The following is a 23279-nucleotide window of genomic DNA, read 5'->3' as shown; positions in this document are numbered from 1 at the left end:
ATATATGAGCGCATGCAAATATGACACGAGACTCTGAACATGTTAAAATATTTTGTAAGGTGTTCACGTTTCATGCTTGCTGCTTCCGTTTTAATGGGACATAAGGAAGCGGATGAATACAGGTGTTCATTTTAATAAAGAAAAGAGGTTGGTCGTGATGAGTCTCGTCCCTATGGTTGTGGAACAAACGAATCGAGGAGAACGATCTTACGATATTTACTCGCGGTTGCTTAAGGATCGTATTATTTTCCTAAGTGGCCCGATTGATGACGATGTCGCCAATCTCGTCATTGCACAGTTATTGTTCCTTTCTGCGGAAGATCCAGAGAAGGATATTAATTTGTACATTAACTCGCCAGGCGGTTCTGTAACTGCGGGCATGGGTATATATGATACAATGCAATTCATTAAGCCGGACGTATCGACGATCTGTGTAGGCATGGCTGCAAGTATGGGTTCGTTGCTTCTCACAGCGGGTGCGCCAGGCAAGAGATACGCGCTTACCAACAGTGAAGTCATGATCCATCAGCCGCTCGGTGGCATTCAAGGGCAAGCCTCCGATATGCTGATTCATGCGGACTGGATTATCAAAACACGTGCTAAGCTGAATCAAATCTATGTAGAGCGTACGGGTCAGCCCCTCGAAAAAATCGAACGTGATACTGACCGGGATTTCTTCATGGAAGCGGAAGAGGCAAAAGCATACGGTATCATTGACCAGGTGCTGTCTAAACCGATTAATCTGTAAAGGGGTGGCTCTATGTTTAAATTTAATGATGAAAAAGGACAATTGAAATGTTCTTTCTGCGGTAAATCTCAGGATCAGGTTCGCAAGCTTGTTGCTGGACCGGGCGTATATATATGTGACGAATGCATTGAGTTGTGCACGGAGATTGTAGAAGAGGAATTGGGTCATGAAGAAGAAGTAGATCTGAAAGACATTCCGAAACCAATGCAAATCCGTGACATTCTGGACCAATATGTCATTGGTCAGGATCAAGCGAAAAAATCGTTGTCTGTAGCGGTATATAATCACTACAAACGTATTAATACTCAAAACAAAATTGATGATGTGGAACTGCAAAAAAGTAACATTTTGATGCTTGGACCTACAGGTTCGGGTAAAACGTTGCTTGCGCAAACCATGGCTAAAATTTTGAACGTTCCTTTTGCTATCGCAGATGCCACTTCCCTTACGGAAGCAGGTTATGTGGGTGAAGACGTTGAAAATATTTTGTTGAAACTGATTCAAGCTGCCGATTATGATGTGGAAAAAGCCGAACGCGGCATTATCTACATTGACGAAATTGATAAAGTAGCCCGCAAATCCGAAAACCCGTCCATTACGCGTGACGTATCGGGTGAAGGTGTACAGCAGGCGTTGCTTAAGATTTTGGAAGGCACAGTTGCTTCTGTACCTCCGCAAGGCGGTCGCAAGCATCCACATCAAGAGTTCATTCAAATTGACACCACGAATATCCTGTTTATTTGCGGTGGTGCCTTTGATGGTCTGGAGCAAATGATCAAACGCCGTATCGGTAAAAAGGTTATCGGCTTCAACGCTACTAGCGAACAAAAAGATCTGAAACCAGGCGAATATACTTCAATGGTATTGCCTGAGGATCTTTTGAAATTCGGCCTGATTCCGGAATTTGTAGGGCGCTTGCCAGTAATTTCTACGCTGGAGCCGCTTGATGAGAACACATTGGTTCGTATTCTGTCCGAACCGAAAAATGCGTTAACCAAGCAATACCAGAAGCTGCTTGAGCTGGATAATGTGCAACTGGAGTTTAAGCAAGATGCTCTGGAAGCCATTGCTCGCGAAGCGATCAAGCGTAACACGGGTGCCCGTGGCCTTCGTGCGATCATCGAAGGTATTATGCTGGACGTAATGTATGAGGTTCCTTCCCGTGAGGATGTGACTACTTGCGTCATCAATGAGCAGGTTGTAAAAGACAAAATTGCACCGGAACTCGGTGGTACAGATAAGGATAAAAAACAAGAAGAGAGCGCCTAAGGATTGATACTTCGCGATCTCTAAAACATGAGAAGCCGGATCTCCACTTCACTAAACCTGTATGAGGTTTTAAGGGGTGGAGGTTTGGCGTTAATGGGAGAGAAAAGTACATGTTCTTAAGACAAGACACACGTCCCGTTAAAGTCGGGAATCTGACGATTGGCGGCAGCAATGAAGTCATCATCCAAAGTATGTGTACAACCAAAACAGCAGATGTAGAAGCGACTGTAGCCGAGATTCTTCGCTTGGAAGAAGCTGGATGTCAACTGGTGCGGGTTACCGTCAACAATGAGGAAGCTGCCGCTGCCATTAAGGAAATAAAAAAACGGATTCATATTCCGTTGGTTGCAGATATTCACTTTAATCACAAGCTGGCTCTACTGGCAATTGAAAATGGAATTGATAAGGTTCGCATTAATCCAGGTAACATTGGACGACGTGAAAAAGTGGAAGCTGTCGTGAAGGCATGTAAGGAAAAAGGGATTCCGATTCGGATTGGTGTGAACGCCGGGTCACTGGAACAGCATTTACTGGATAAGTATGGCTACCCTACGCCAGAAGCGATGGTAGAAAGTGCACTGTATCATATCGGGATACTGGAAGAACTTGATTTCCATGACATTATCGTGTCACTGAAGGCGTCTGATGTTCCTATGGCGATTGCAGCTTATACGAAGGCCGCTGAAATTATTAAGTATCCGCTCCATCTCGGTATTACCGAAGCGGGTACGCTCTTTACTGGTACGGTTAAAAGCGCGGCAGGTATGGGCGCTTTGCTTGCCTCAGGCATCGGCTCTACAATGCGTATTTCGCTCAGTGCCGATCCGGTGGAAGAAGTGAAGGTAGCACGTGAGTTGCTCAAGACATTTGGATTGATCACAAACGCAGCTACACTGATTTCTTGTCCGACTTGTGGACGTCTGGATATAGATCTGTTCTCTATTGCCAACGAGGTGGAGGACTACATTGCAAAACTCAAGGTACCGATTAAAGTATCAGTACTGGGTTGTGCAGTAAATGGCCCGGGTGAAGCGAAGGAAGCTGATATCGGAATTGCTGGGGCACGCGGTGAAGGCCTTTTGTTCCGTTATGGAAAAATGATTCGCAAAGTACCAGAGGCTGATATGGTGGACGAATTGAAAAAAGAAATTGATATCATCGTCAAGGCTTATGAGGAAACAGGGAAAATCCCTGGACGTGAAGAACGTCATACCGCCGAGAAGGTGTAGGCAAAGCAGTATATAAAGAGGCATAGTCATAATCTATTGTCATCATTTAAACGCCGTGGAGAGCAGCTCTGCTACAGAACTGTTCTTCACGGTGTTTTTGTATTTCTCTCTGATCTTTTGAAAGACCGCCGTTTAGCTATCGCGGAAAAGGAAATACTGTTTTTCATAGAGCGGCATTTTTCAAATTGCTGAGATGAGAAACGGAGGAAATACGATGGACTTGACTATGATTTTGTTATTGGTGCAAATGTTTTTCGGGATTGTTATTGGTCTGTATTTCTGGAACCTCCTGCGGAGCCAGAAAACGAACCGTAGTGCGGTGGATCGGGAATCCCGCAAGGAATTGGATAAGCTGCGCAAATTACGCTCTATTTCACTTACCAAGCCATTGGCTGAACGCACACGTCCTGCCACATTACAGGATATCGTGGGTCAGAAGGACGGACTGCGCGCACTCAAGGCAGCGTTATGTAGTGCGAATCCGCAGCATGTCATTATTTATGGCCCGCCGGGTGTAGGGAAGACGGCTGCTGCACGCGTGGTGCTGGAAGAGGCTAAGAAGAATCTGTCCTCCCCGTTCAAGGGAGATGCCAAATTCACGGAGATTGATGCTACGACGGCCCGCTTTGACGAGCGCGGTATTGCGGACCCGCTGATAGGTTCAGTACATGATCCAATCTATCAAGGGGCAGGAGCGATGGGGGTGGCGGGAATCCCGCAGCCTAAGCCCGGGGCTGTGACGAAGGCGCATGGGGGTATGCTGTTCATTGATGAGATTGGTGAGCTGCATCCAACGCAGATGAATAAACTGTTGAAAGTACTGGAGGATCGCAAGGTGTTTTTGGAGAGTGCGTATTACAACTCGGAAGATTCGAACACTCCTGCTTATATCCACGATATTTTCCAAAACGGTTTGCCAGCCGATTTTCGTTTGGTAGGTGCGACGACCCGTTCGCCGCATGAACTGCCACCTGCGATTCGCTCCCGGTGCATGGAGATTTATTTCCGTGCCTTGCAGCCACAGGAGATTGCTCGTATTGCAGAGGATGCTGTCCACAAGCTAGGCTTTGGCCCTTGCCCTGAGGCAGTAGAAGTTGTACAGCGTTACGCAACGAACGGTCGGGAAGCGGTCAATATGATCCAGCTAGCTGCTGGTTTGGCACTTACCGAGAAAAGAGAGCGTCTCAATGCTTCCGACGTGGAATGGGTAGCGGGCAGCAGTCAAATTCAACCACGTCCTGACCGAAAAATACCGGGCTTGCCGCAAATTGGATTCGTTAACGGATTAGCTGTATATGGCCCGAACATGGGGATGCTGCTGGAAATTGAAGTTACAGCAGTTCCGGTTCCTGAGGGAAAGGGAATTTATAATATTACGGGGGTCGTGGATGAGGAAGAAATTGGAGGTGGGTCCCGCACGCTGCGCCGTAAGAGCATGGCTAAAGGTTCTGTGGAAAATGTTTTAACCGTTTTGCGTACGCTCGGATTGTCTCCATCGAATTACGATTTGCATATCAATTTCCCAGGGGGTACGCCGGTAGATGGCCCGTCCGCAGGAATTGCGATGGCAACAGCCATTGCTTCCGCGATGCGGGGAATTCCGGTGGATCATGAAATTGCTATGACTGGCGAAGTTAGCATTCATGGTCGTGTCAAACCGATTGGTGGTGTATTAGCCAAGGTTGAAGCCGCTTTTCAGGCTGGAGCCAAAAAGGTGATCATTCCGCAGGACAACTGGCAAGCTCTTTTTGACGGTATTGAGGGTTTAAAAGTCATTCCTGTACAGTCAGTTACCGAAGTGTTCCGACATGTGTTTGGGGAAGAAATGACGTCAGATTTGCCTGTGCATGCGACAATTGAGACTTTTCGCCCATCCCAATCTTCCTTGTTACAGGCTGATGGAACGCATAACGGGACGATATCAGATACAGGATCTTGCTGATGAACCACCCTTTCATTGGTTTTTTCATAAAACATTTGATAAAATATGAAAGATAACAACGTGAGGATTGTAAAATCCGGAACCTGAGAATCACTGGAGGTGCGAAAGCGATGGGACCCACCAAGACAAAAGGTCGTCGTTTTCCTTTGCTGCCTTTAAGAGGACTTCTGGTCTACCCGAGCATGGTTCTGCATCTCGATGTGGGCCGGGAAAAATCGGTCAAGGCTTTGGAAAAAGCGATGGTTGAAGACAATTTGATTCTCCTGTGTTCTCAATCAGAAGTAAATATTGAAGAACCCACACAAGAGGACATCTTTCGAGTCGGCACGGTAGCCAAGGTACGCCAGATGCTCAAGCTTCCTAATGGAACTATTCGAGTATTGGTGGAAGGGCTGGAACGCGCCGAGATTATTCAATATACGGACAATGAAGAATATTACGAGGTAATGGCGAAGGAGCTGCACGAGGCAGAAAACGTACAGCCTGAGACGGATGCGCTTATGCGCACTGTATTAACTCAGTTCGAGCATTATATCAACTTGTCCAAAAAGGTAACCCCGGAGACTCTAGCTGCGGTATCCGATATTGAGGAGCCGGGACGGCTTGCAGACGTGATCACAAGTCATCTTACGCTCAAAATTAAGGAAAAGCAGGATATACTGGAGACCGTCGACGTTACTCAGCGTCTGGAGAAGCTTCTGGATATTTTGAACAATGAGCGTGAAGTACTGGAGCTGGAACGTAAAATCAACCAGCGTGTGAAGAAGCAAATGGAGAAGACGCAGAAGGAGTATTATCTGCGTGAACAAATGAAGGCGATTCAAAAGGAACTTGGCGAGAAGGAAGGCCGCGCAGGAGAAGTTGAAGAACTGCGCAACCAGCTAAGTGAACTGGAGCTACCTGTTCCGGTGAAGGAGAAGGTCGAAAAGGAAATCGATCGTCTGGAAAAAATGCCGGCAAGCTCTGCCGAGGGTGGCGTCATCCGTAATTATGTTGATTGGTTGTTAAGCTTGCCGTGGAACAAGTTTACCGATGATGATCTGGATATCGTCAAAGCTGAAGAGGTACTCAATAACGACCACTACGGACTCGATAAACCCAAGGAACGTGTATTGGAGTATTTGGCTGTTCGTAAGCTGGTGAAGACCATTAAGGGACCGATTCTGTGTCTCGTAGGCCCGCCAGGGGTCGGCAAGACCTCGTTGGCCCGTTCGATTGCCAAATCCATGGGTCGGGAATTTGTCCGCATTTCTCTGGGAGGTGTGCGGGATGAAGCGGAAATCCGTGGTCACCGCCGGACTTATGTTGGCGCGATGCCGGGGCGGATCATTCAAGGGATGAAAACCGCAGGAACGTCTAATCCGGTATTTTTGCTGGATGAGATTGATAAAATGGCTTCCGATTTTCGGGGGGATCCATCGGCAGCATTGCTCGAAGTGCTTGATCCTGAACAAAACAATACGTTCAGTGACCATTTTGTCGAGCTGCCGTTTGATCTGTCCAATGTGATGTTTGTAACGACAGCCAATGCTGCACACAACATCCCGCGTCCGCTAATGGACCGTATGGAGACACTCTATATTCCAGGCTACACCGAACTGGAGAAGCTGGAAATCGCCAACCGGTACCTATTGCCCAAGCAGAAGAGAGAGCATGGCTTGAACGAGGAACAGTTGGTCATCGGGGAGGATACGCTCCTGCGTGTCATTCGCGAATATACCCGTGAATCCGGTGTACGGAATCTTGAGCAGCAAATGGCTTCTCTGTGCCGCAAGGCGGCGAAGTCCGTTGTATCTGGTGGCGAAGGGCCGATTCAAATCACACCGGATAATCTGAAGGATTATCTGGGTATCGCTAAATTCCGTTACGGTGTTGCAGAACTGGAGGATCAGATCGGTACGGTTACAGGCTTGGCATGGACAGAGGTCGGTGGTGAAACACTGATGATTGAAGTGACGGTCGTACCTGGTAGTGGTAAACTGATTCTTACGGGTAAATTGGGAGACGTTATGAAGGAATCTGCCCAGGCGGCATTCAGCTACACTCGTTCCAAAGCAGTTGATCTGGGCATTGAACTGGACTTTTATGAGAAAAATGATATCCACATTCATATTCCTGAGGGTGCGATTCCGAAGGATGGCCCATCTGCGGGAATTACTATTGCTACCGCATTAATTTCAGCTTTGACCAACCGTCATGTATCCAAGGATGTAGCTATGACGGGCGAAATTACTTTGCGCGGCCGAGTATTGCCGATCGGTGGTTTGAAAGAGAAGTCGCTGGCTGCCCATCGGGCAGGCTACAAAAAAATTCTGCTTCCCAAAGATAATGAACGGGATTTGAAGGATATTCCCGACAGTATCCGGCAGGATGTTGAATTTGTCCCCGTTGCCCATATGGATCAGGTGCTAAAGCATGCTTTGGTTGAGCAGGCAAGGGTACATTAGAGAGGAATTAAGAACACAATGAAAGTAACAAAAGCAGAATTTATAATAAGTGCGGTTGGCCCCGATCAGTTTCCTGTGGACGCTTTGCCAGAGATTGCTCTGGCGGGGCGCTCCAATGTAGGAAAGTCTTCACTGATTAATCGGTTGATTAACCGTAAAAATTTGGCGCGTACCAGTTCTACGCCAGGTAAAACCCAGCAACTCAATTATTACCGGATTAATGATGACCTCTATTTTGTCGATTTTCCCGGTTATGGTTATGCCAAGGTATCCAAAACGTCCCGCAAGGCTTGGGGGCAGATGATTGAGTCTTATTTGCTGGAGCGTGAGCCACTTAAGCTGGTGCTTCAAATGGTGGATTTGCGTCATCCGCCGTCCAAGGACGATATCATGATGCACGACTGGCTGCGGCATCACGGGCTTCCGGTCTGCGTTGTAGGCACTAAGGCAGATAAAATCCCTAAAACGCGGCGAGAAAAGCATTATAAGGTAATCAAGCAGGAACTCGGAATACTTCCCGGGGGATTGTTTATCCCCTTTTCATCCGAAGAAGGTATGGGCAAGGAAGAGCTGTGGTCTGTCATCTCCAGCTATATAGAGAATGACGACGAAGAGCAGACGGAATTGTAAGGTTAGGGACGTCCTTAAGGGCGTCCCTTTTTCATGATTCGGGCTTCAAAAAATATTAAACTCACTAAAATGGTGGGAATAATATATAATAACTAAAGGAACTGATGGAATTTAAGCAGAAAAGTGAGGATATGAGGGATAATGCAGTCTCAACCCCATCATTTTCTGTTTATTTCCGATGTATGGCGGAAATTTATGATTTGATGTGCAAGAAAAGCGTTGTAGGTCTGATGTATAATAAAGCATAAAGCTTAAACTTATAGGTTCAGGAAAGAATTGAGGAGATTGGTATGGCTCAGCGGTTAGCCACAGAGTATGTTAAAACCACTTTGACCTTGTCGGAAACTCAAATGGACGAATTTTTGCGGGCAGTGGATGATCCCCAGGTGCATTACTATATTAAAGTTCTAGATAACGGAAGACAGGAAATCGTTCTGGAGCATAATGCGGGTGAGGAAGTTCATTTGTTTTTTGAAGCCCAAGAGGGAGCGTTTGTGTGTGAATTGACTTGCCGCTTAATTCATCCGCAACTAACCCTGTTTATACGCAAACTTTTTGTTCGTTTTAAGGGCGAAGGCATCGTTTACCGAATGTATCAAGGATTCACTATGGTGTATTTTTATAATGAAGGTACGGTTCGTAAAATTATGGAGAAGAATGCCGTAGGCTCCAGGCTGGTATTTGAATATAAAAATACGGTTCAGGAACTGCAACAGCTTTTTCAGCATCAGAACGTCGAAAATGAAATATCAGACGTATATCATCTCATTAATTCGTTGCTTGACCAGCGGAATTTGGCGCGTACTTTCTCGGAGTTGGAACAGATTGACCATAAGCTTCGAATGAGTTGCTCGAAATTATTTGCACTGGAAGCTTAATAAGGCATGAATACATGGAATGAATCGTTATGCAGTGTAGTCCCTTTCTTTACCGAAAGGGGCTTTTTTATTCCAAAAAAATGATTGCATTTGCTGCACATAGATGTTATTTTTAATCTCGTTGAAAATGAATATAGGAACCAGGATTCACTCAGGACATTGAATGTTGCGAGAGGTTATTCCCTCGGGAAGTGAATGACGTAGGTCCTAGCGGATGAAATTTTTTCAAACATTTTATTCCTAGGAAGGGGGAACCGAAAGATGGAATTGGAGTACTCAACTTTCGGAAGACACGTTGCCGTAGATACTTGGGGTGTTGAGTTTGAATTACTGAATGATGCGCAGTTTTTGGAGGCTCAATTAGTTGAAGCAGCTGAAGCTTGCGGAGCAACGGTGATGTCCGTTCAATCCAAGCAATTCGAACCACAGGGAGCTACCGTGCTTGTACTGTTGTCGGAGAGTCATCTCTCTATTCATACGTATCCTGAGAGAGGATTTGCCGCTATTGATTGTTATACTTGCGGTGAGACTGTCGATCCGCAGCTGGCTATTGATTACCTGGTATCCGTTCTAAAACCGAAAAAAACATATGTGAAGAAGCTGATTCGCGGCTTGGGAGAACTTCAGGTGGAATCACCGGAGTGCAAGTTGGCTGAGTTGGTGTAAATCATTCTTTTATGGAGCCCTTTGTGCGTCCTATATTATAACCATGGAACATTTCCATGGTTATTTGTTTTAAAAGTGGTTTACACTAAATCAAATCCTACAGAACGTGCTAGATGTTCATGAACGCCATCCAATTTTCATAAACAATTCATAAAACAGCCGAAGGAGATTCGGACTTCTGTGATATAATTAACATAGTTTATGATAACAGTGGTTATTCTTATTACAGTTTAGGCAGGTGAATTTGCAATGCACATCGTCGTTGTTGGGTTGAATTATCGTACGGCGCCTGTGGAAGTCAGAGAGCGTTTTACATTTGCAGAAGAAGATTTGCCAAAAGCGCTGGAACAACTCAAACTTACCAAAAGTGTGTTGGAGGGCGTAGTTGTCGCAACCTGCAATCGGACTGAAATATATGTTGTGGTGGACCGCCTTCACATGTGCGGTTATTTTATACGCAGTTTTATGGAGCAATGGTTTGGCATTCCGCGTGATCAATTTACACAACATTTATATATATATGAGGACGAGCAGGCGATTCGGCATTTGTTCCGTGTGACTTGTGGCCTTGATTCTATGGTAATCGGAGAAACACAAATTTTGGGACAGGTAAAGAACGCTTTTCTTCAGGCTCAATCCCAGAAAATTACGGCAACGTGGTTTAATATGTTGTTTAAGCAGGCCGTCACATTGGGCAAGCGTGCCCATTCGGAGACGTCTATTGGAGAAAGTGCCGTATCTGTCAGCTATGCAGCAGTTGAGCTGGGCAAACGGATTTTCGGGATGTTTACCGATAAAAAGGTACTGATTCTCGGTGCTGGTAAAATGAGCGAGCTTACTGTTAAGCATTTGTACAGCGGTGGAGCAGCTGAGGTTATTGTAGCAAACCGAACCCTATCCCGTGCGGAAGACCTTGCCTCCAAGTTCCATGGAACGCCGGTTACGATGGAGGAAGGCATGAATCGGTTGGCGGATGTGGATATTGTCATTAGTTCGACAGGTGCCCAGGGTTATATTCTGGATCGGACTCGGGTTGAAGCAAGTATGAAACGTCGACAGTCCCGTCCTTTGTTTATGATTGATATTGCGGTTCCGCGTGATCTCGACCCAGCTATTGGTGAATTACAGAATGTTTTCCTGTACGATATTGATGATCTGGAAGGGATCGTGGAGAGCAATTTGGAAATGCGCCGTACCGAAGCTACAAAAATCGAGCATATGATCGAAGATGAGCTTAGTGAGTTTTATCAATGGTTGAAAACGATGGGAGTGCGTCCGGTGATTCGTGCATTACAGGAAAAAGCGGAGTCTGTACATCAGGATACGTTGGAAAGCTTGTTCAATAAGCTTCCCGAGCTGGATGAACGGCAACGCAAAGTGATTAGCCGCTTGACGAAAAGTATGCTGAATCAGATGATGCATGATCCGATCAATCGGGTAAAGGAACTGGCTGTCCAAAAGCAGGGAAATGAGGCCCTAGACATGTTTAGCCACATTTTTGCACTGGAGGATCGTTTGGATGACGCCGCTCAGAAAGTAGATAAAAGCGATGCATCTGCGTTAATGAAACCGGAAGCCGGTGTTCATGAAAAAACCGTTCAGGCTCAGGCTTTGCCAGCGTCGTTTGCGCCGGCCAGCCTGTAAAGGTGGGTGAACAGAAGTGGCTTCAGGCATGCTTATATATGATTCAATGATTTATGTTTTTGCCCTGAGCCTTCTGTTTGTATTCTCGGATGGGATTCGTCGTAATGCGAATGCTAAACGGACAGGTACAGGGCTTCTTGTTGTCGTTCTGGTGCTCCAGCTTGCTTATATGGGGATAAGAACCTGGAATGAAGGGCATCTTCCTATTTTCGTGACCTATGATTTTCTATTTCTGTTCTCAGTTATTTTGGTACTGATTTCTTTGATTCTGACACGTTATCAGCGATCCGAATTTGCGGTATTGTTGCTTAATATTATTAGTTTTGCAGTGCTAGTGCTCAACAATATATGGATGGAGCCTCTGGACAACCCACTTGGAAATTGGCATACCGTGCATGGTCTGCTCCTGATTCATATTGCGCTGGCTAATCTTGGTTTTGTAGCAATGACGGTAGCAGCTGTATTTTCGGGGTTATATCTGTTTTTGCATCGTAAATTGAAAGTAAAGAAATGGAATGACACTATCCGACGCTTGCCGAGTCTAGAAATGATGGACCGGTATACGCATATGGCGCTGTTGATTGGTACTCCTTTGTTGGGAGTCTCTATTGTAGTTGCCGTTATTTCTATTATTGCCGAGGAACGCTGGCGTCTCTTGCTAGATACCAAGGTGCTGATGACAGCGATTGCCTTGTGCGTGTATATTATATTTTTAGTGAGCAAAAGATTGAATCAGCGTTCAGGGCTAGTAATGGCAAAGTGGGCATTGGTGGGCTACACGCTATTGATTCTTAATTTTTTGCTAAATTCCTGGTCTGTATTTCATCAGTGGACGGGAGAGTGAAAAGCCTTTTGCAGCATTTTGTCCCGATTTCGTTGAATTGTAAGAATAAGATCTGTTGTGTTGTAGGTGGCGGTAGGATTGCGGAACGAAAGGTAAAGGGGATGATGGAAAGTGGGGCATTCATTACCGTCATTAGCCCGAATATAACGCCGGATTTACAGGTTCTGGCGGATCACAAGCAGCTCCACTGGGTAAATCGCGTATATCGCGAGGGTGACCTCCAGGGAGCCTTTCTTGTATATGCGGCGACGAACCAGAGAGAAGTGAATGATGAGGTTGCGCACGAGGCCAGACAAAGGGGTATACTGGTAAATGTGGCGGATCGATCGGAAGAGGGAAACTTTATAACGCCGGGTACCATTCGACGAGGAAGACTGACGATTAGTATTTCCACAGAAGGGGCTGGCCCTGCTGTGACCACTGATATTACATCAGCTTTGAATACGTTGTTTGGTAGCGAATACGAGCCATATCTGGATTTCATGCACGATATGCGACAGATCATCAAACGTAAGATAAGTTCCCCACAGCAAAGGACCAAACTACTGAGGCGCTTGGCGAGTAGCGGAATTTTGGATCAAATACGGCGTCATGAATTTATGGCTTGGACCGAAAAAGAAATAGACCTATGGATTGCGCAAAATCAGGAGGAATAACATGCGAACAATTGTGGTAGGCAGCAGACAGAGTGCGCTGGCGTTAACTCAGACCGGGCATGTCATTGAAGATTTGAACGCGCTGTGCGCGAAGCATGGAATGGATTTGCAATTTGTCGTGAAGAAAATCCTGACCAAGGGTGATCGAATATTGGATGTAACCTTGTCCAAAGTGGGTGGCAAAGGGCTTTTTGTCAAAGAAATTGAACAGGCCATGCTGGCTGGTGAGATTGATATGGCAGTACATAGTATGAAGGATATGCCTTCCGAATTGCCGGAAGGGCTTGTCAACGGCGCTGTGCCGCGCCGTGAGGACCCACGTGATTGCCTGATCACATTGGGCGCCAAGAGCCTGGAGGATTTGCCTCAAGGGGCAAAGGTGGGCACGAGCAGCCTGCGCAGAGCCAGTCAAATCAAGTCCATGCGACCTGATCTACAATTGGAGCCTGTGCGGGGTAATATTGATTCCCGTCTGAAAAAGCTGGAGACGGAAGGTTTTGATGCTATCATTTTGGCGGCAGCAGGCTTGCATCGGATGGGCTGGAAAGAGCGAATTACATCCTATATATCGGAAGAAGACTGTTTGCCGGCGGTTGGGCAGGGAGCGCTAGGTATTGAATGTCGTGCGAGCGATGAAGAACTATTGGCCTTGCTGCGCCTTTACAACGACCGGGATACCTCGGCTACCGTTGCGGCAGAACGAACCTTTCTGGGCGTGTTAAATGGGGGGTGTCAAGTGCCGATCGGGGCTCATGCGGTCTGGGCTGGTCAAGAAATCAGCCTCACGGGCATGGTAGGCTCGCCAGATGGCGAGGTTATTTTGAAGGAAACGCTCCAGGGAAATGATTCGCAAAAGCTGGGAGAAGCGGTGGCGGCCAGTTTGATAGCCAAAGGAGCGGAACAGATTCTTGCGCAGGTGAGGGGATGATAGCATGGCAGGAAAAGTATATTTGGTAGGTGCAGGACCCGGAGACGCAAGATTAATTACGGTCAAGGGTTGGGAATGCATTCAATTGGGCGATGTCATTGTATATGACAGACTGGCAAGCCCGCGCCTCTTGGGATTGATGAAGCCAGGTGCCCAAAAAATCTATGTCGGCAAGTTGCCAGATCGTCACACCATGAAGCAAGAGGAAATTAATCAGCTGCTGGTGGATTTGGCCTTGGAAGGAAAAACAGTTGTTCGTCTTAAAGGGGGAGACCCCACTATATTTGGACGAGTCGGCGAGGAAGCCGGGCTACTGCGTAAACATGGTATTTCTTATGAAATTATACCCGGCATCACATCAGCAATCAGTGTGCCCGCCTATGCGGGCATTCCAGTCACACACCGGGATATGGCCTCATCGCTGTCTATCATTACAGGTCATGAAAGTCCCGATAAACTCGACAAAAGTATTCATTGGGATAAAGTGACGAACGCAACGGGCACACTGATCTTTATGATGGGTGTAGCAAAGATCGGCTATATCAGTGAACAGCTGATAAAACACGGCAAGCCGTCAAATACTCCTGTTGCCTTGATCCGTTGGGGGACCCGCGCTGAGCAGGATACGCTGGTGGGTACGCTGGCGGATATTGAAGCTAAGGTGAAGGCCGCGAATTTCCAACCTCCCGCCGTCATCGTTGTCGGAGAAGTGGTCAATCAACGTGAACAGTTAAAATGGGCTGAGGACATGCCTTTGTTTGGCAAGCGGATTTTGGTTACTCGCGCGCGTGCGCAGGCCAGCAGTCTGGTTCACCGGATTGAGGAGCTTGGTGGCGAGCCATATGAATTTCCAGTTATTCAGACGGTCGCCCCTTCGGACGAGCCAACCAAACAGGAAATTAAAGAGGCATTTGCGCGACTACCTGAATATGATTGGGTGTTTTTCACCAGCGTTAATGGAGTTGAATACTTTTTCACGCACTTAAAGGAACAGGGCAAGGACGTACGCATGCTGTTCAAAGCGCGTATTGCCGCAGTCGGACCAGCTACAGCAGCTGCGCTTCGGACACACGGAATTGTGGCAGAACAGATCGAAGGCCCTTTTCAGGCAGAAGGCTTGCTCGAAGGGTTTGAGCAGGATTTGCAGGCAGGGCAGAACGTATTTCTACCTAGAGGTGATCTAGCACGGCCGTGGCTGCCAGAAAAGCTGAGGGAGATGGGGCTTCATGTGACCGAGGCTGATTTGTATCAAACTGTGCTGGCAGCCAACACACAGGATGACGAGCTCCTCAAGCTGCTTGAGGAACGTGCCATTCATGCGATTACGTTTACGAGTTCCTCAACCGTCACCTTTTTTCTGGAAGCGCTCAGGCAAATGGGGATCCATGATCCGTTGTCGCTGCTGGAGGGAGTTACGATTGCTGTGATAGGTCCTTTGACCGGTGAGACAGCTACCCAAGCCGGTTTGACTGTGAGTTTTATGTCAGAGAAGGCAACCATTGAAAGCCTGATCCAATCGTTATGTGACTGGAAACGATCAAGTACTCTTATGACATTATAATTTTTTGTTTTTGCTAATGAATGTATAAAAAATGGAGGTTTGTATTCATGAGTGTTCCTTTTACTAGACATCGTCGTTTGCGCCAGTCGGCTGCAATTCGCAGTATGGTGCGTGAGACGGTATTAAATCCCGCTGATTTTATCCAACCGATCTACGTAACATTTGGCACTGGGGTGAAACAGGAAATTAGCTCTATGCCAGGTGTATACCGTTTTTCTCTGGATCGGCTGGAGGAAGAACTAAAAGAGATTAGTGAGCTTGGCATTCCCGCCGTGCTCCTGTTTGGCATACCGGAAACAAAAGACAGTGTAGGGACTTCGGCTTTTGTGGACGATGGTATTGTTCAGGAAGCTACTCGTTTGATCAAGTCTCGTTATCCCGAACTGCTGGTTGTGGCTGACACTTGTTTGTGTGAGTTTACGGACCATGGACACTGCGGTATGGTACACATGCATGAGCATGATGGTGAGGTATGCGGTGAAGTATTGAATGATGAATCTCTTGAGGTGCTGGTACGTACAGCCGTTTCTCAGGCCAGAGCTGGTGCGGATATTATCGCGCCATCTAATATGATGGACGGTTTTGTACAAGCGATTCGGCAGGGGCTGGATCTGGAAGGCTTTTCACATATTCCGATTATGTCGTATTCCGTCAAATATGCGTCTGCTTTTTATGGTCCTTTCCGGGAAGCTGCAGATTCTGCGCCGCAGTTTGGTGACCGCAAATCCTATCAGATGGACCCTGCCAATGCACGTGAAGCATTGCGAGAAGCGGAGTCTGATGTGCTGGAGGGTGCGGATATGCTGATGGTGAAGCCTTCTCTTTCTTACCTGGACGTGATGCGCACGATTAAGGATCAATTTGATCTGCCTATGGTGGCTTACAACGTTAGTGGTGAATATGCCATGGTCAAGGCAGCCGCTCTCCAAGGCTGGATTGATGAAAAAGCAATGGTGCTGGAGATTTTGACAAGCATGAAGCGTGCGGGTGCAGATATGATTATTACCTATTCGGCCAAGGATGCGGCAAGATGGTTGAAGCAATAAGTCTATTTTCAGAAGATAGGAGTGGTCAGATTGATCGACGAACAACGGAAAGTGCGCAAGGATACGAACTCCAAAGTAGCCTTTGATGAGGCAAAACAATACATTCCGGGTGGCGTTAACAGCCCGGTACGGGCTTTTAAATCTGTTGGGATTACACCTGTATATATTGACCATGGCGAAGGATCGCGTGTATATGATATTGATGGTCAATCCTATTTAGACTATGTATGTTCATGGGGACCGCTTATTATGGGCCATGCACATCCCGAAGTGGTTAAAGCTTTACAGGCTGCTGTTGTAAAAGGAACCAGCTTCGGCGCACCAACGTTGGCAGAAACCGAAATGGCCAAGCTCGTATGTGAGCGTGTTCCTTCTATGGACATTGTACGTATGGTTAACTCCGGAACTGAGGCGACTATGAGTGCGATTCGACTCGCACGCGGATTTACGAGCCGTAGTAAAATTCTTAAATTTGAGGGATCATATCACGGTCATGCGGACAGCTTGCTGATTAAAGCAGGCTCTGGGGTTGCGACATTAGGTTTGCCCGATAGTCCGGGTGTACCTGAAGTCGTAGCCACCCATACCATCACCGTTCCTTATAATGATTTGGCTTCGGTGAAGCTAGCTTTTGAGAAATTTGGCGAAGAGATTGCCGCAATTATTGTCGAGCCAGTAGCAGGCAATATGGGAGTTGTACCGCCACAGCCTGGATTTTTGGAAGGTTTGCGTGAGGTAACCCAGCAGTACGGAAGTCTGCTGATTTTTGATGAAGTGATGACTGGATTCCGGGTTGGACTTCATTCGGCTCAAGGTCGCTTTGGTGTGACGCCGGATCTTACCTGTCTGGGTAAAGTGATTGGTGGTGGACTCCCTGTAGGTGCTTACGGCGGACGTCGCGATATTATGGAGCAGATTGCTCCATCGGGGCCAATTTATCAAGCGGGTACGCTTAGCGGAAATCCGCTGGCTATGGCAGCAGGTTATTCGACACTTAAATTGCTGACGCCAGAAGTATACGATCGCCTGGAAGAGCGGGCAGCAAGACTTCAAGCCGGATTCGAACGTAATGCGAGCGAGCTGGGTATCCCTGTCACGATCAATCGCGTGGGTTCCATGGTTTGTCCATTTTTTACAGAAGAAAAGGTTGTCAATTTTGACACAGCTAAAACGAGTAATCAGGACCACTTCCGCCGTTACTTTACTGAAATGGTGAATGAGGGAGTCAGTGTGGCACCATCTCAATTTGAGGGTATGTTTGTGTCGGGCGTGCATACGGTAGAGGATATTGATGCCACCATTGAGGCGAACTATCGCGCGCTCAAACGTCTATGAGCTGGCAAGGTGGCTGGAAAAGAAGAGGACCGTGGCTGGAAGTCACGCCAGGACGGGAAATCACAGACGGGGAAAAAAACAATGCTGATGCTGTAGATCAGTGGTTGCTGAATCGTTTGAAATTACCGGAAAAGCTGTGGCGCAGACTGCGTCATGCAAAAGAGATTGAACTTACAGGGGACCGGCTGCGGCTGGCCCTTTTTCCTGTAATGAACCTTGGAATCACCCCTCGTTGGTATGATTTGAAGGTACTGTATGAAGATGATTTTTGCCTGGTAGTGCATAAACCGGCAGGTATGGCAGTACATCCGGACGGCGCTGTGCAGGATGGTCCGCTGACGTTGGATCATGCTGTCGCATCCTACTATGAGATGAATGGCATTCATGCGGCGGTACGGCATGTACATCGTCTGGATGTGGATACGACGGGCCCAGTGCTATATGCCAAAAATGAATTTGCGTTGCTCAAGCTGGACGAGCAAATGCGAGCTAAGGATATAGGCCGCAGGTATGTAGCTTTGGTACGAGGGAAAGTACCCCCATCGCTGCGAACGTTGGATTGGCCGATTGGCAAGGACAGGCATCATAAGCAGCGCCGTCGTGTATCTCCAACTGGGCAAAAGGCGGTTACCCATATTGAACTCGGGGAAGTATGGGGAAGCGGTCCAAGTGCAGTGAGTCTCGTATATCTGACGCTGGAGACAGGCCGGACGCACCAGATTCGCGTACATCTTAGTCATGCTGGCTACCCGTTGCTTGGGGATGTATTATACGGGGGGCGGGCTACTGATTTTGGCAGGCAGGCGCTGCACGGAGAGCGTCTTACCTTCTGTCATCCGCTGAGTGGCGAAACGATTACCGTGGAGGATGCTTGGCCGGATGATTTTCAAAAGCTACACAAACAGCTATAAAAGATGGCATGCCTTCTATTTTGGCGCATATACTTGAACCTAGAAACGGTTTGCAATATGGAGTTTCCGTGCGCCTGACCAGAAGTCAGAGGATGTGCGGAGACTGCCCAAAGGAGGATGCCATCCTTGAACAAACAACAGAATGATCAGCCGCAAGGCTTGCGTTTTGATATTTATGAACGCATTCATTTGACGGAGGAAGCTGCCGGGATTGCTGAGTTGGAGGAAATTGAGCTTCTGCCACGCATTCAGGTTGTAACCCACGGCGACCATGCCGCTTTGCGAGGGCATTTGCTGCTGGAGGGCGTGTACCGCACACCTAAACAGATCACGAGCGAGCTTCATCATTTGATCCCTGTGGAAATTACCATTCCGCTAAACCGCGTAGGGAGATTGGAAGATATCTCTGTCGAGATTGAAAATTTTGATGTGGACCTGCTTTCTTTACGTAGTCTAAATATTACAGGCGTTCTTTCTTTGCATGGCGTGGAAAGCTCGCACGCGGAGGAGACGGCGGTTTGGCTGGATGAGGAATTTACCGTAGTGCATGCACCTGAGCATCCGGTTCAATCCCTTTCCGCCGATGGAGAGCATCATCATGCAGAGGCCTATTCTACCAATGACTCGTCCTCCGATCACGTTACAGATCCTGAAACTTCCTACAGAGTGCCATCACAACAGGAGTCCGTTTCTTGGGAACAGCCGTCTGAGGACCATGAGGAACAGAAGTCATTGTCGGAACAGCAAGCTTATGAGTCGGCAGTAGATCCTAACCGATTCTATGAGCCTTGGACGGGCAAAGCAGTTGAAGACAGCTCTCCCGAGGTCAAGCATGAGCATGGGTCTCCGGAAGTGTGGGGATTTCAGCAAGAGGAAGCATGGGCAGGGGGAAATGAGCCCAAAGTATCTTCCGCATCTCCTAATATAGTATATGAACCTTTGCTGTCTGAACCGCATCCTGGCACGGAGTCCGAGGTCTATCTGGAGACACAGTTGGAAGCGAGTCAAGTAGATAACTTCGACTTCAGGCCTGAAGCGTCAGAACAGGTTAACCACGAGGCCCATGAGGCCTTTACTGAGGATAAGCCAGAGATGCGTGTAGCGCTCAACAGTAAAAAGGATGAAGGGGCAGACGAGCCAGACCCGGTTGTCTACTCATCATTGCTCCAATCCAGCCGTTCGGTGAAGGAAGCCGAATACCAGCAGCAGTTGGAGCAGGAGCCGCAGGATCAGGATCAGAAAGCCGAAGAAGAGCGAGAGAATGCCAAGTGGAAGAACCTTTTTTTTCATACACAAGATGAAACACCTTTTCGCAAGGTGCGGTTATGCATTGTACAGCGCGAGGATACACTGGAAACCATAGCTGACCGTTATCAGCTCAGCACACGTGAGCTTCAACTGTATAACAGATTGGCGGAGCATCATGTGGAAGAAGGACAGGTATTGTATATCCCTTGATCCGGTTGCTGAAAAATGCACGGCGGGTGTTGACTATAGTCAATGGGAAATGTATGATGTGGTATAGTTATTGAAAGACTGAGATCGGGAAGAGTAGGCAGCAAGCCCTTCAGAGAGTGGAATTGCAGCGCTGTGAGGTTCCGCAGGAAGCTACTGGCCGAAGTCACCCGGGAGTCGCCTGTTTGAACGGTTCCTCATTTAATTCCTACGGAAGATAAGAGGCTCACGGTAGAATAAGGCCGGTCCGCAACCGTTATCTGCATAAAGTGTCACACCATGTGTAATGGATCAGTGGATACATACACTAGGGGTGAAACAAAGGTGGTACCGCGAGAGAACAGCCTTTCGTCCTTTGAGGATGAAAGGCTTTTTTTATTTGCCAATTGAAAAATCATGGAGGTATCCTGATATGTCAGAACAAGACAACAAGACAACCTTGGAAATGCCAACAACGTACGATCCAAAATCAGCAGAACAAAAATGGTACAAAACGTGGATGGAGAAGGGTTATTTCCGCGCTGGGCAACATCCAGAGGCAGAGCCTTTTACAATCGTTATTCCACCACCGAATGTTACAGGTATGTTGCATATTGGACATGCTCTTGACTTTACTTTGCAGGATATTATTATTCGCGCCAAGCGGATGCAGGGGTATGATGCCTTGTGGCTGCCAGGGGCAGACCATGCGGGTATTGCTACCCAAACAAAGGTAGAGCAAAAGCTGCGTGAAGAAGGCCTGACACGTTATGATTTGGGCCGCGAGAAGTTTTTGGAGAAAGTGTGGGAGTGGAAGGATCTTTATCTAGATAATATCCATAACCAATGGGAAAAGATGGGCTTTTCTCTCGATTATTCTCGTGAGCGTTTTACGCTGGATGAGGGACTGTCCCAAGCGGTACGTGAGGTATTCGTTAAACTGTACAAGAAAGGTCTGATTTATCGCGGTAAACGCATCATTAACTGGGACCCTGCTGCACGTACTGCATTATCGGACATTGAGGTGGAATACAAAGAGGTGAACGGAAATCTGTATCACCTGCAATATCCACTGAAAGACAGTAGCGGATTTATTACGGTAGCCACTACACGTCCTGAAACGATGCTGGGCGATACAGCTGTAGCTGTACACCCGGAAGATGAACGCTACAAGCAAATGATCGGCAAAACGCTTGTGCTCCCAATCATCGGACGGGAAATTCCGGTCATTGCGGATGATTATGTTGATAAAGATTTCGGTAGCGGCGCGGTTAAAATTACACCGGCTCACGACCCGAATGACTTTGAAATGGGACAACGTCACCAGCTGCCACAAATTACGGTGATGGACGAAACGGGAACGATGAATGCCGAAGCAGGCAAATATCAGGGCCTTGATCGTAGCGATTGCCGTAAGCAAATCGTCGCTGATCTGAAAGAGCAGGGCGTACTGATTCGTATTGAAGAGCACGTACACCAAGTAGGCCACAGTGAGCGTACAGGTGTAGTTGTAGAACCTTATCTGTCCACACAATGGTTTGTGGAAATGAAGCCTCTGGCAGCTAAAGCGATTGAAGTGCAGAAGGCTGGCAACGGAGTAAACTTTGTACCGGATCGCTTTGAACGTACTTATCTGCATTGGATTGAAAATGTGCGTGACTGGTGTATTTCCCGTCAATTATGGTGGGGACACCGTATTCCGGCTTGGTACGATGAAGAGACCGGAGAAGTTATTGTATCGGCGGAGGACCCTACAACTTTGCCTGAGTATGCTGGCAGAAAGTTAAAACAGGATGAGGATGTGCTGGATACTTGGTTCAGCTCGGCTTTATGGCCGTTTTCGACACTGGGCTGGCCTGAGCAGACAGAGGACCTCAAACGCTACTATCCGACTAATGTCTTGGTTACAGGCTATGACATTATTTATTTCTGGGTATCGCGTATGATTTTTACCGCGTTGGAGTTTACGGAAGAGATTCCGTTCAAGGACGTACTTATGCACGGGTTGGTTCGTGATGCGGACGGTAGAAAAATGTCCAAATCCCTCGGCAACGGTGTTGATCCGCTCGACGTGATTGACCAATATGGTACCGATGCCATGCGTTATATGATTTCCACCAGTAGCACGCCTGGGCAAGACCTTCGTTTCCGCTGGGAGCGGGTAGAGCAGGCCCGTAACTTTGCCAATAAAATTTGGAATGCGTCACGCTTTGCGCTGATGAATCTGGAAGGCGTCACTTCGGCAGATATAGACATTACTGGTGACTTAAGCACTGCTGATCGTTGGATTTTGCATCGTCTAAACGAAACTTCACGCGACATCACGCGTCTAATAGATGCTTATGAATTTGGCGAGACAGGCCGCCTTCTGTATAACTTTATTTGGGATGATTTGTGCGACTGGTACATCGAGTTTGCGAAGCTTTCCCTATATGGCGAAAATGCAGAGGCGAAAAAGAAAACGCAGTCCGTACTTGCATATGTATTGGATCGGACACTGCGCATGATTCATCCGTTCATGCCGTTTATCTCTGAGGAAATATGGCAGCATCTTCCGCATGAGGGGGAGACGATTACACTGGCCGCTTGGCCTGTTTATGATCCTTCTTTTGAGGATAAGGATGCAGTTGCAGAAATGAATTTGCTGATCGATGTAATTCGCGCTGTGCGCAATATCCGTGCTGAAGTCAACGTGCCGATGAGTAAAAAAATTGAATTACTCATAAAACCCGGTGATCAAGCCGTTCTCGATATCATTAACCGCAATGGGGAATATGTACGTAGATTCTGTAATACGTCTGAATTCGACGCGGGATTAGAATTCACCGTTCCAGATAAAGCGATGACATCTATAGTTAGCGGCGCAGAGCTATACCTGCCGCTGGCCGGACTGCTTGATATTGCCCAGGAAATTAGCAGACTGGAAAAAGAACTTCAGCATTTGAACAGTGAAGTGGAGCGCGTGGAGAAAAAGTTATCTAACCAAGGCTTTGTGGCGAAGGCACCAGCTAAAGTCATCGAGGAAGAGAAGGCCAAGCAAGCCGATTACTCAGATAAGCGCGCTAAAGTTATCGCACGTATTGAAGAACTCAAGGGATAATTTCACTCACA

At 47.4% G+C, this 23279-nt stretch carries 18 protein-coding genes; all 18 read left to right on the top strand.

Annotation, left to right across the window (positions count from 1 at the left end; genetic code table 11):
- The first annotated feature begins 157 nt into the window (after window positions 1-157).
- The 18 genes from clpP to ACYCSE_RS02890 all read left to right on the top strand — a co-directional run bounded on the left by clpP (window position 158) and on the right by ACYCSE_RS02890 (window position 23268).
- Window positions 158-748 (top strand): ATP-dependent Clp endopeptidase proteolytic subunit ClpP, encoded by a 591-nt coding sequence (gene clpP / locus ACYCSE_RS02975; RefSeq protein ID WP_016324659.1) that lies wholly within the window; start codon window positions 158-160, stop codon window positions 746-748.
- 12 nt (window positions 749-760) lie between these two features.
- Window positions 761-2017 carry an ATP-dependent protease ATP-binding subunit ClpX gene (clpX, locus tag ACYCSE_RS02970; protein ID WP_013311623.1) on the top strand — a complete coding sequence of 419 codons (1257 nt, stop codon included), beginning with the start codon at window positions 761-763 and terminating at the stop codon, window positions 2015-2017.
- A 110-nt stretch (window positions 2018-2127) separates the two neighbouring features.
- On the top strand, window positions 2128-3246 hold the full coding sequence (gene ispG / locus ACYCSE_RS02965; RefSeq protein ID WP_025718670.1) for a flavodoxin-dependent (E)-4-hydroxy-3-methylbut-2-enyl-diphosphate synthase: 1119 nt from the start codon (window positions 2128-2130) through the stop codon (window positions 3244-3246).
- Window positions 3247-3460: 214 nt separating this feature from the next.
- Window positions 3461-5188, top strand: coding sequence for an ATP-dependent protease LonB (gene lonB / locus ACYCSE_RS02960; protein WP_459701295.1), 1728 nt, complete (start codon window positions 3461-3463; stop codon window positions 5186-5188).
- A gap of 110 nt (window positions 5189-5298) precedes the next feature.
- Window positions 5299-7635 (top strand): endopeptidase La, encoded by a 2337-nt coding sequence (gene lon / locus ACYCSE_RS02955; protein ID WP_061828821.1) that lies wholly within the window; start codon window positions 5299-5301, stop codon window positions 7633-7635.
- Between the two features lie 18 nt (window positions 7636-7653).
- Window positions 7654-8265: a ribosome biogenesis GTP-binding protein YihA/YsxC gene (yihA, locus tag ACYCSE_RS02950; RefSeq protein ID WP_061828820.1), complete on the top strand. Its 612-nt coding sequence runs from the start codon at window positions 7654-7656 to the stop codon at window positions 8263-8265.
- A 290-nt stretch (window positions 8266-8555) separates the two neighbouring features.
- Window positions 8556-9143, top strand: a complete 588-nt coding sequence (locus tag ACYCSE_RS02945; protein WP_061828819.1) for a hypothetical protein — start codon at window positions 8556-8558, stop codon at window positions 9141-9143.
- 267 nt (window positions 9144-9410) lie between these two features.
- A complete protein-coding gene (gene speD / locus ACYCSE_RS02940) occupies window positions 9411-9809 on the top strand; it encodes an adenosylmethionine decarboxylase (RefSeq protein WP_459702468.1) in 399 nt (132 codons plus the stop codon).
- Window positions 9810-10058: 249 nt separating this feature from the next.
- Window positions 10059-11453 carry a glutamyl-tRNA reductase gene (gene hemA, locus ACYCSE_RS02935; protein WP_069290219.1) on the top strand — a complete coding sequence of 465 codons (1395 nt, stop codon included), beginning with the start codon at window positions 10059-10061 and terminating at the stop codon, window positions 11451-11453.
- A gap of 16 nt (window positions 11454-11469) precedes the next feature.
- Window positions 11470-12297: a cytochrome c biogenesis protein CcsA gene (ccsA, locus tag ACYCSE_RS02930; protein WP_061828817.1), complete on the top strand. Its 828-nt coding sequence runs from the start codon at window positions 11470-11472 to the stop codon at window positions 12295-12297.
- A gap of 8 nt (window positions 12298-12305) precedes the next feature.
- Entirely contained in the window at window positions 12306-12953 is a 648-nt protein-coding gene (locus ACYCSE_RS02925) for a precorrin-2 dehydrogenase/sirohydrochlorin ferrochelatase family protein (protein WP_414126384.1), read from the top strand.
- Between the two features lies 1 nt (window position 12954).
- Window positions 12955-13881 (top strand): hydroxymethylbilane synthase, encoded by a 927-nt coding sequence (hemC, locus tag ACYCSE_RS02920; RefSeq protein ID WP_250266512.1) that lies wholly within the window; start codon window positions 12955-12957, stop codon window positions 13879-13881.
- A 4-nt stretch (window positions 13882-13885) separates the two neighbouring features.
- Window positions 13886-15442 (top strand): uroporphyrinogen-III C-methyltransferase, encoded by a 1557-nt coding sequence (cobA, locus tag ACYCSE_RS02915; RefSeq protein ID WP_250266511.1) that lies wholly within the window; start codon window positions 13886-13888, stop codon window positions 15440-15442.
- Between the two features lie 47 nt (window positions 15443-15489).
- On the top strand, window positions 15490-16488 hold the full coding sequence (gene hemB / locus ACYCSE_RS02910) for a porphobilinogen synthase (protein ID WP_028541574.1): 999 nt from the start codon (window positions 15490-15492) through the stop codon (window positions 16486-16488).
- A gap of 30 nt (window positions 16489-16518) precedes the next feature.
- Window positions 16519-17823, top strand: coding sequence for a glutamate-1-semialdehyde 2,1-aminomutase (gene hemL, locus ACYCSE_RS02905; RefSeq protein WP_235308614.1), 1305 nt, complete (start codon window positions 16519-16521; stop codon window positions 17821-17823).
- Entirely contained in the window at window positions 17820-18734 is a 915-nt protein-coding gene (locus ACYCSE_RS02900; protein WP_459701293.1) for an RluA family pseudouridine synthase, read from the top strand. Before hemL ends, ACYCSE_RS02900 begins: the two co-directional genes overlap by 4 nt.
- Window positions 18735-18860: 126 nt before the next feature.
- Complete coding sequence (locus ACYCSE_RS02895) at window positions 18861-20192, top strand: LysM peptidoglycan-binding domain-containing protein (RefSeq protein WP_459701292.1); 1332 nt, start codon at window positions 18861-18863, stop codon at window positions 20190-20192.
- 409 nt (window positions 20193-20601) lie between these two features.
- Window positions 20602-23268, top strand: coding sequence for a valine--tRNA ligase (locus ACYCSE_RS02890; RefSeq protein WP_446676083.1), 2667 nt, complete (start codon window positions 20602-20604; stop codon window positions 23266-23268).
- Window positions 23269-23279: the final 11 nt, after the last annotated feature.

This window comes from Paenibacillus sp. SEL1 (assembly GCF_054602535.1).
The sequence above is the reverse complement of the archived record's forward strand: the minus strand, read 5'-3'. Positions and strand labels throughout refer to the sequence as shown.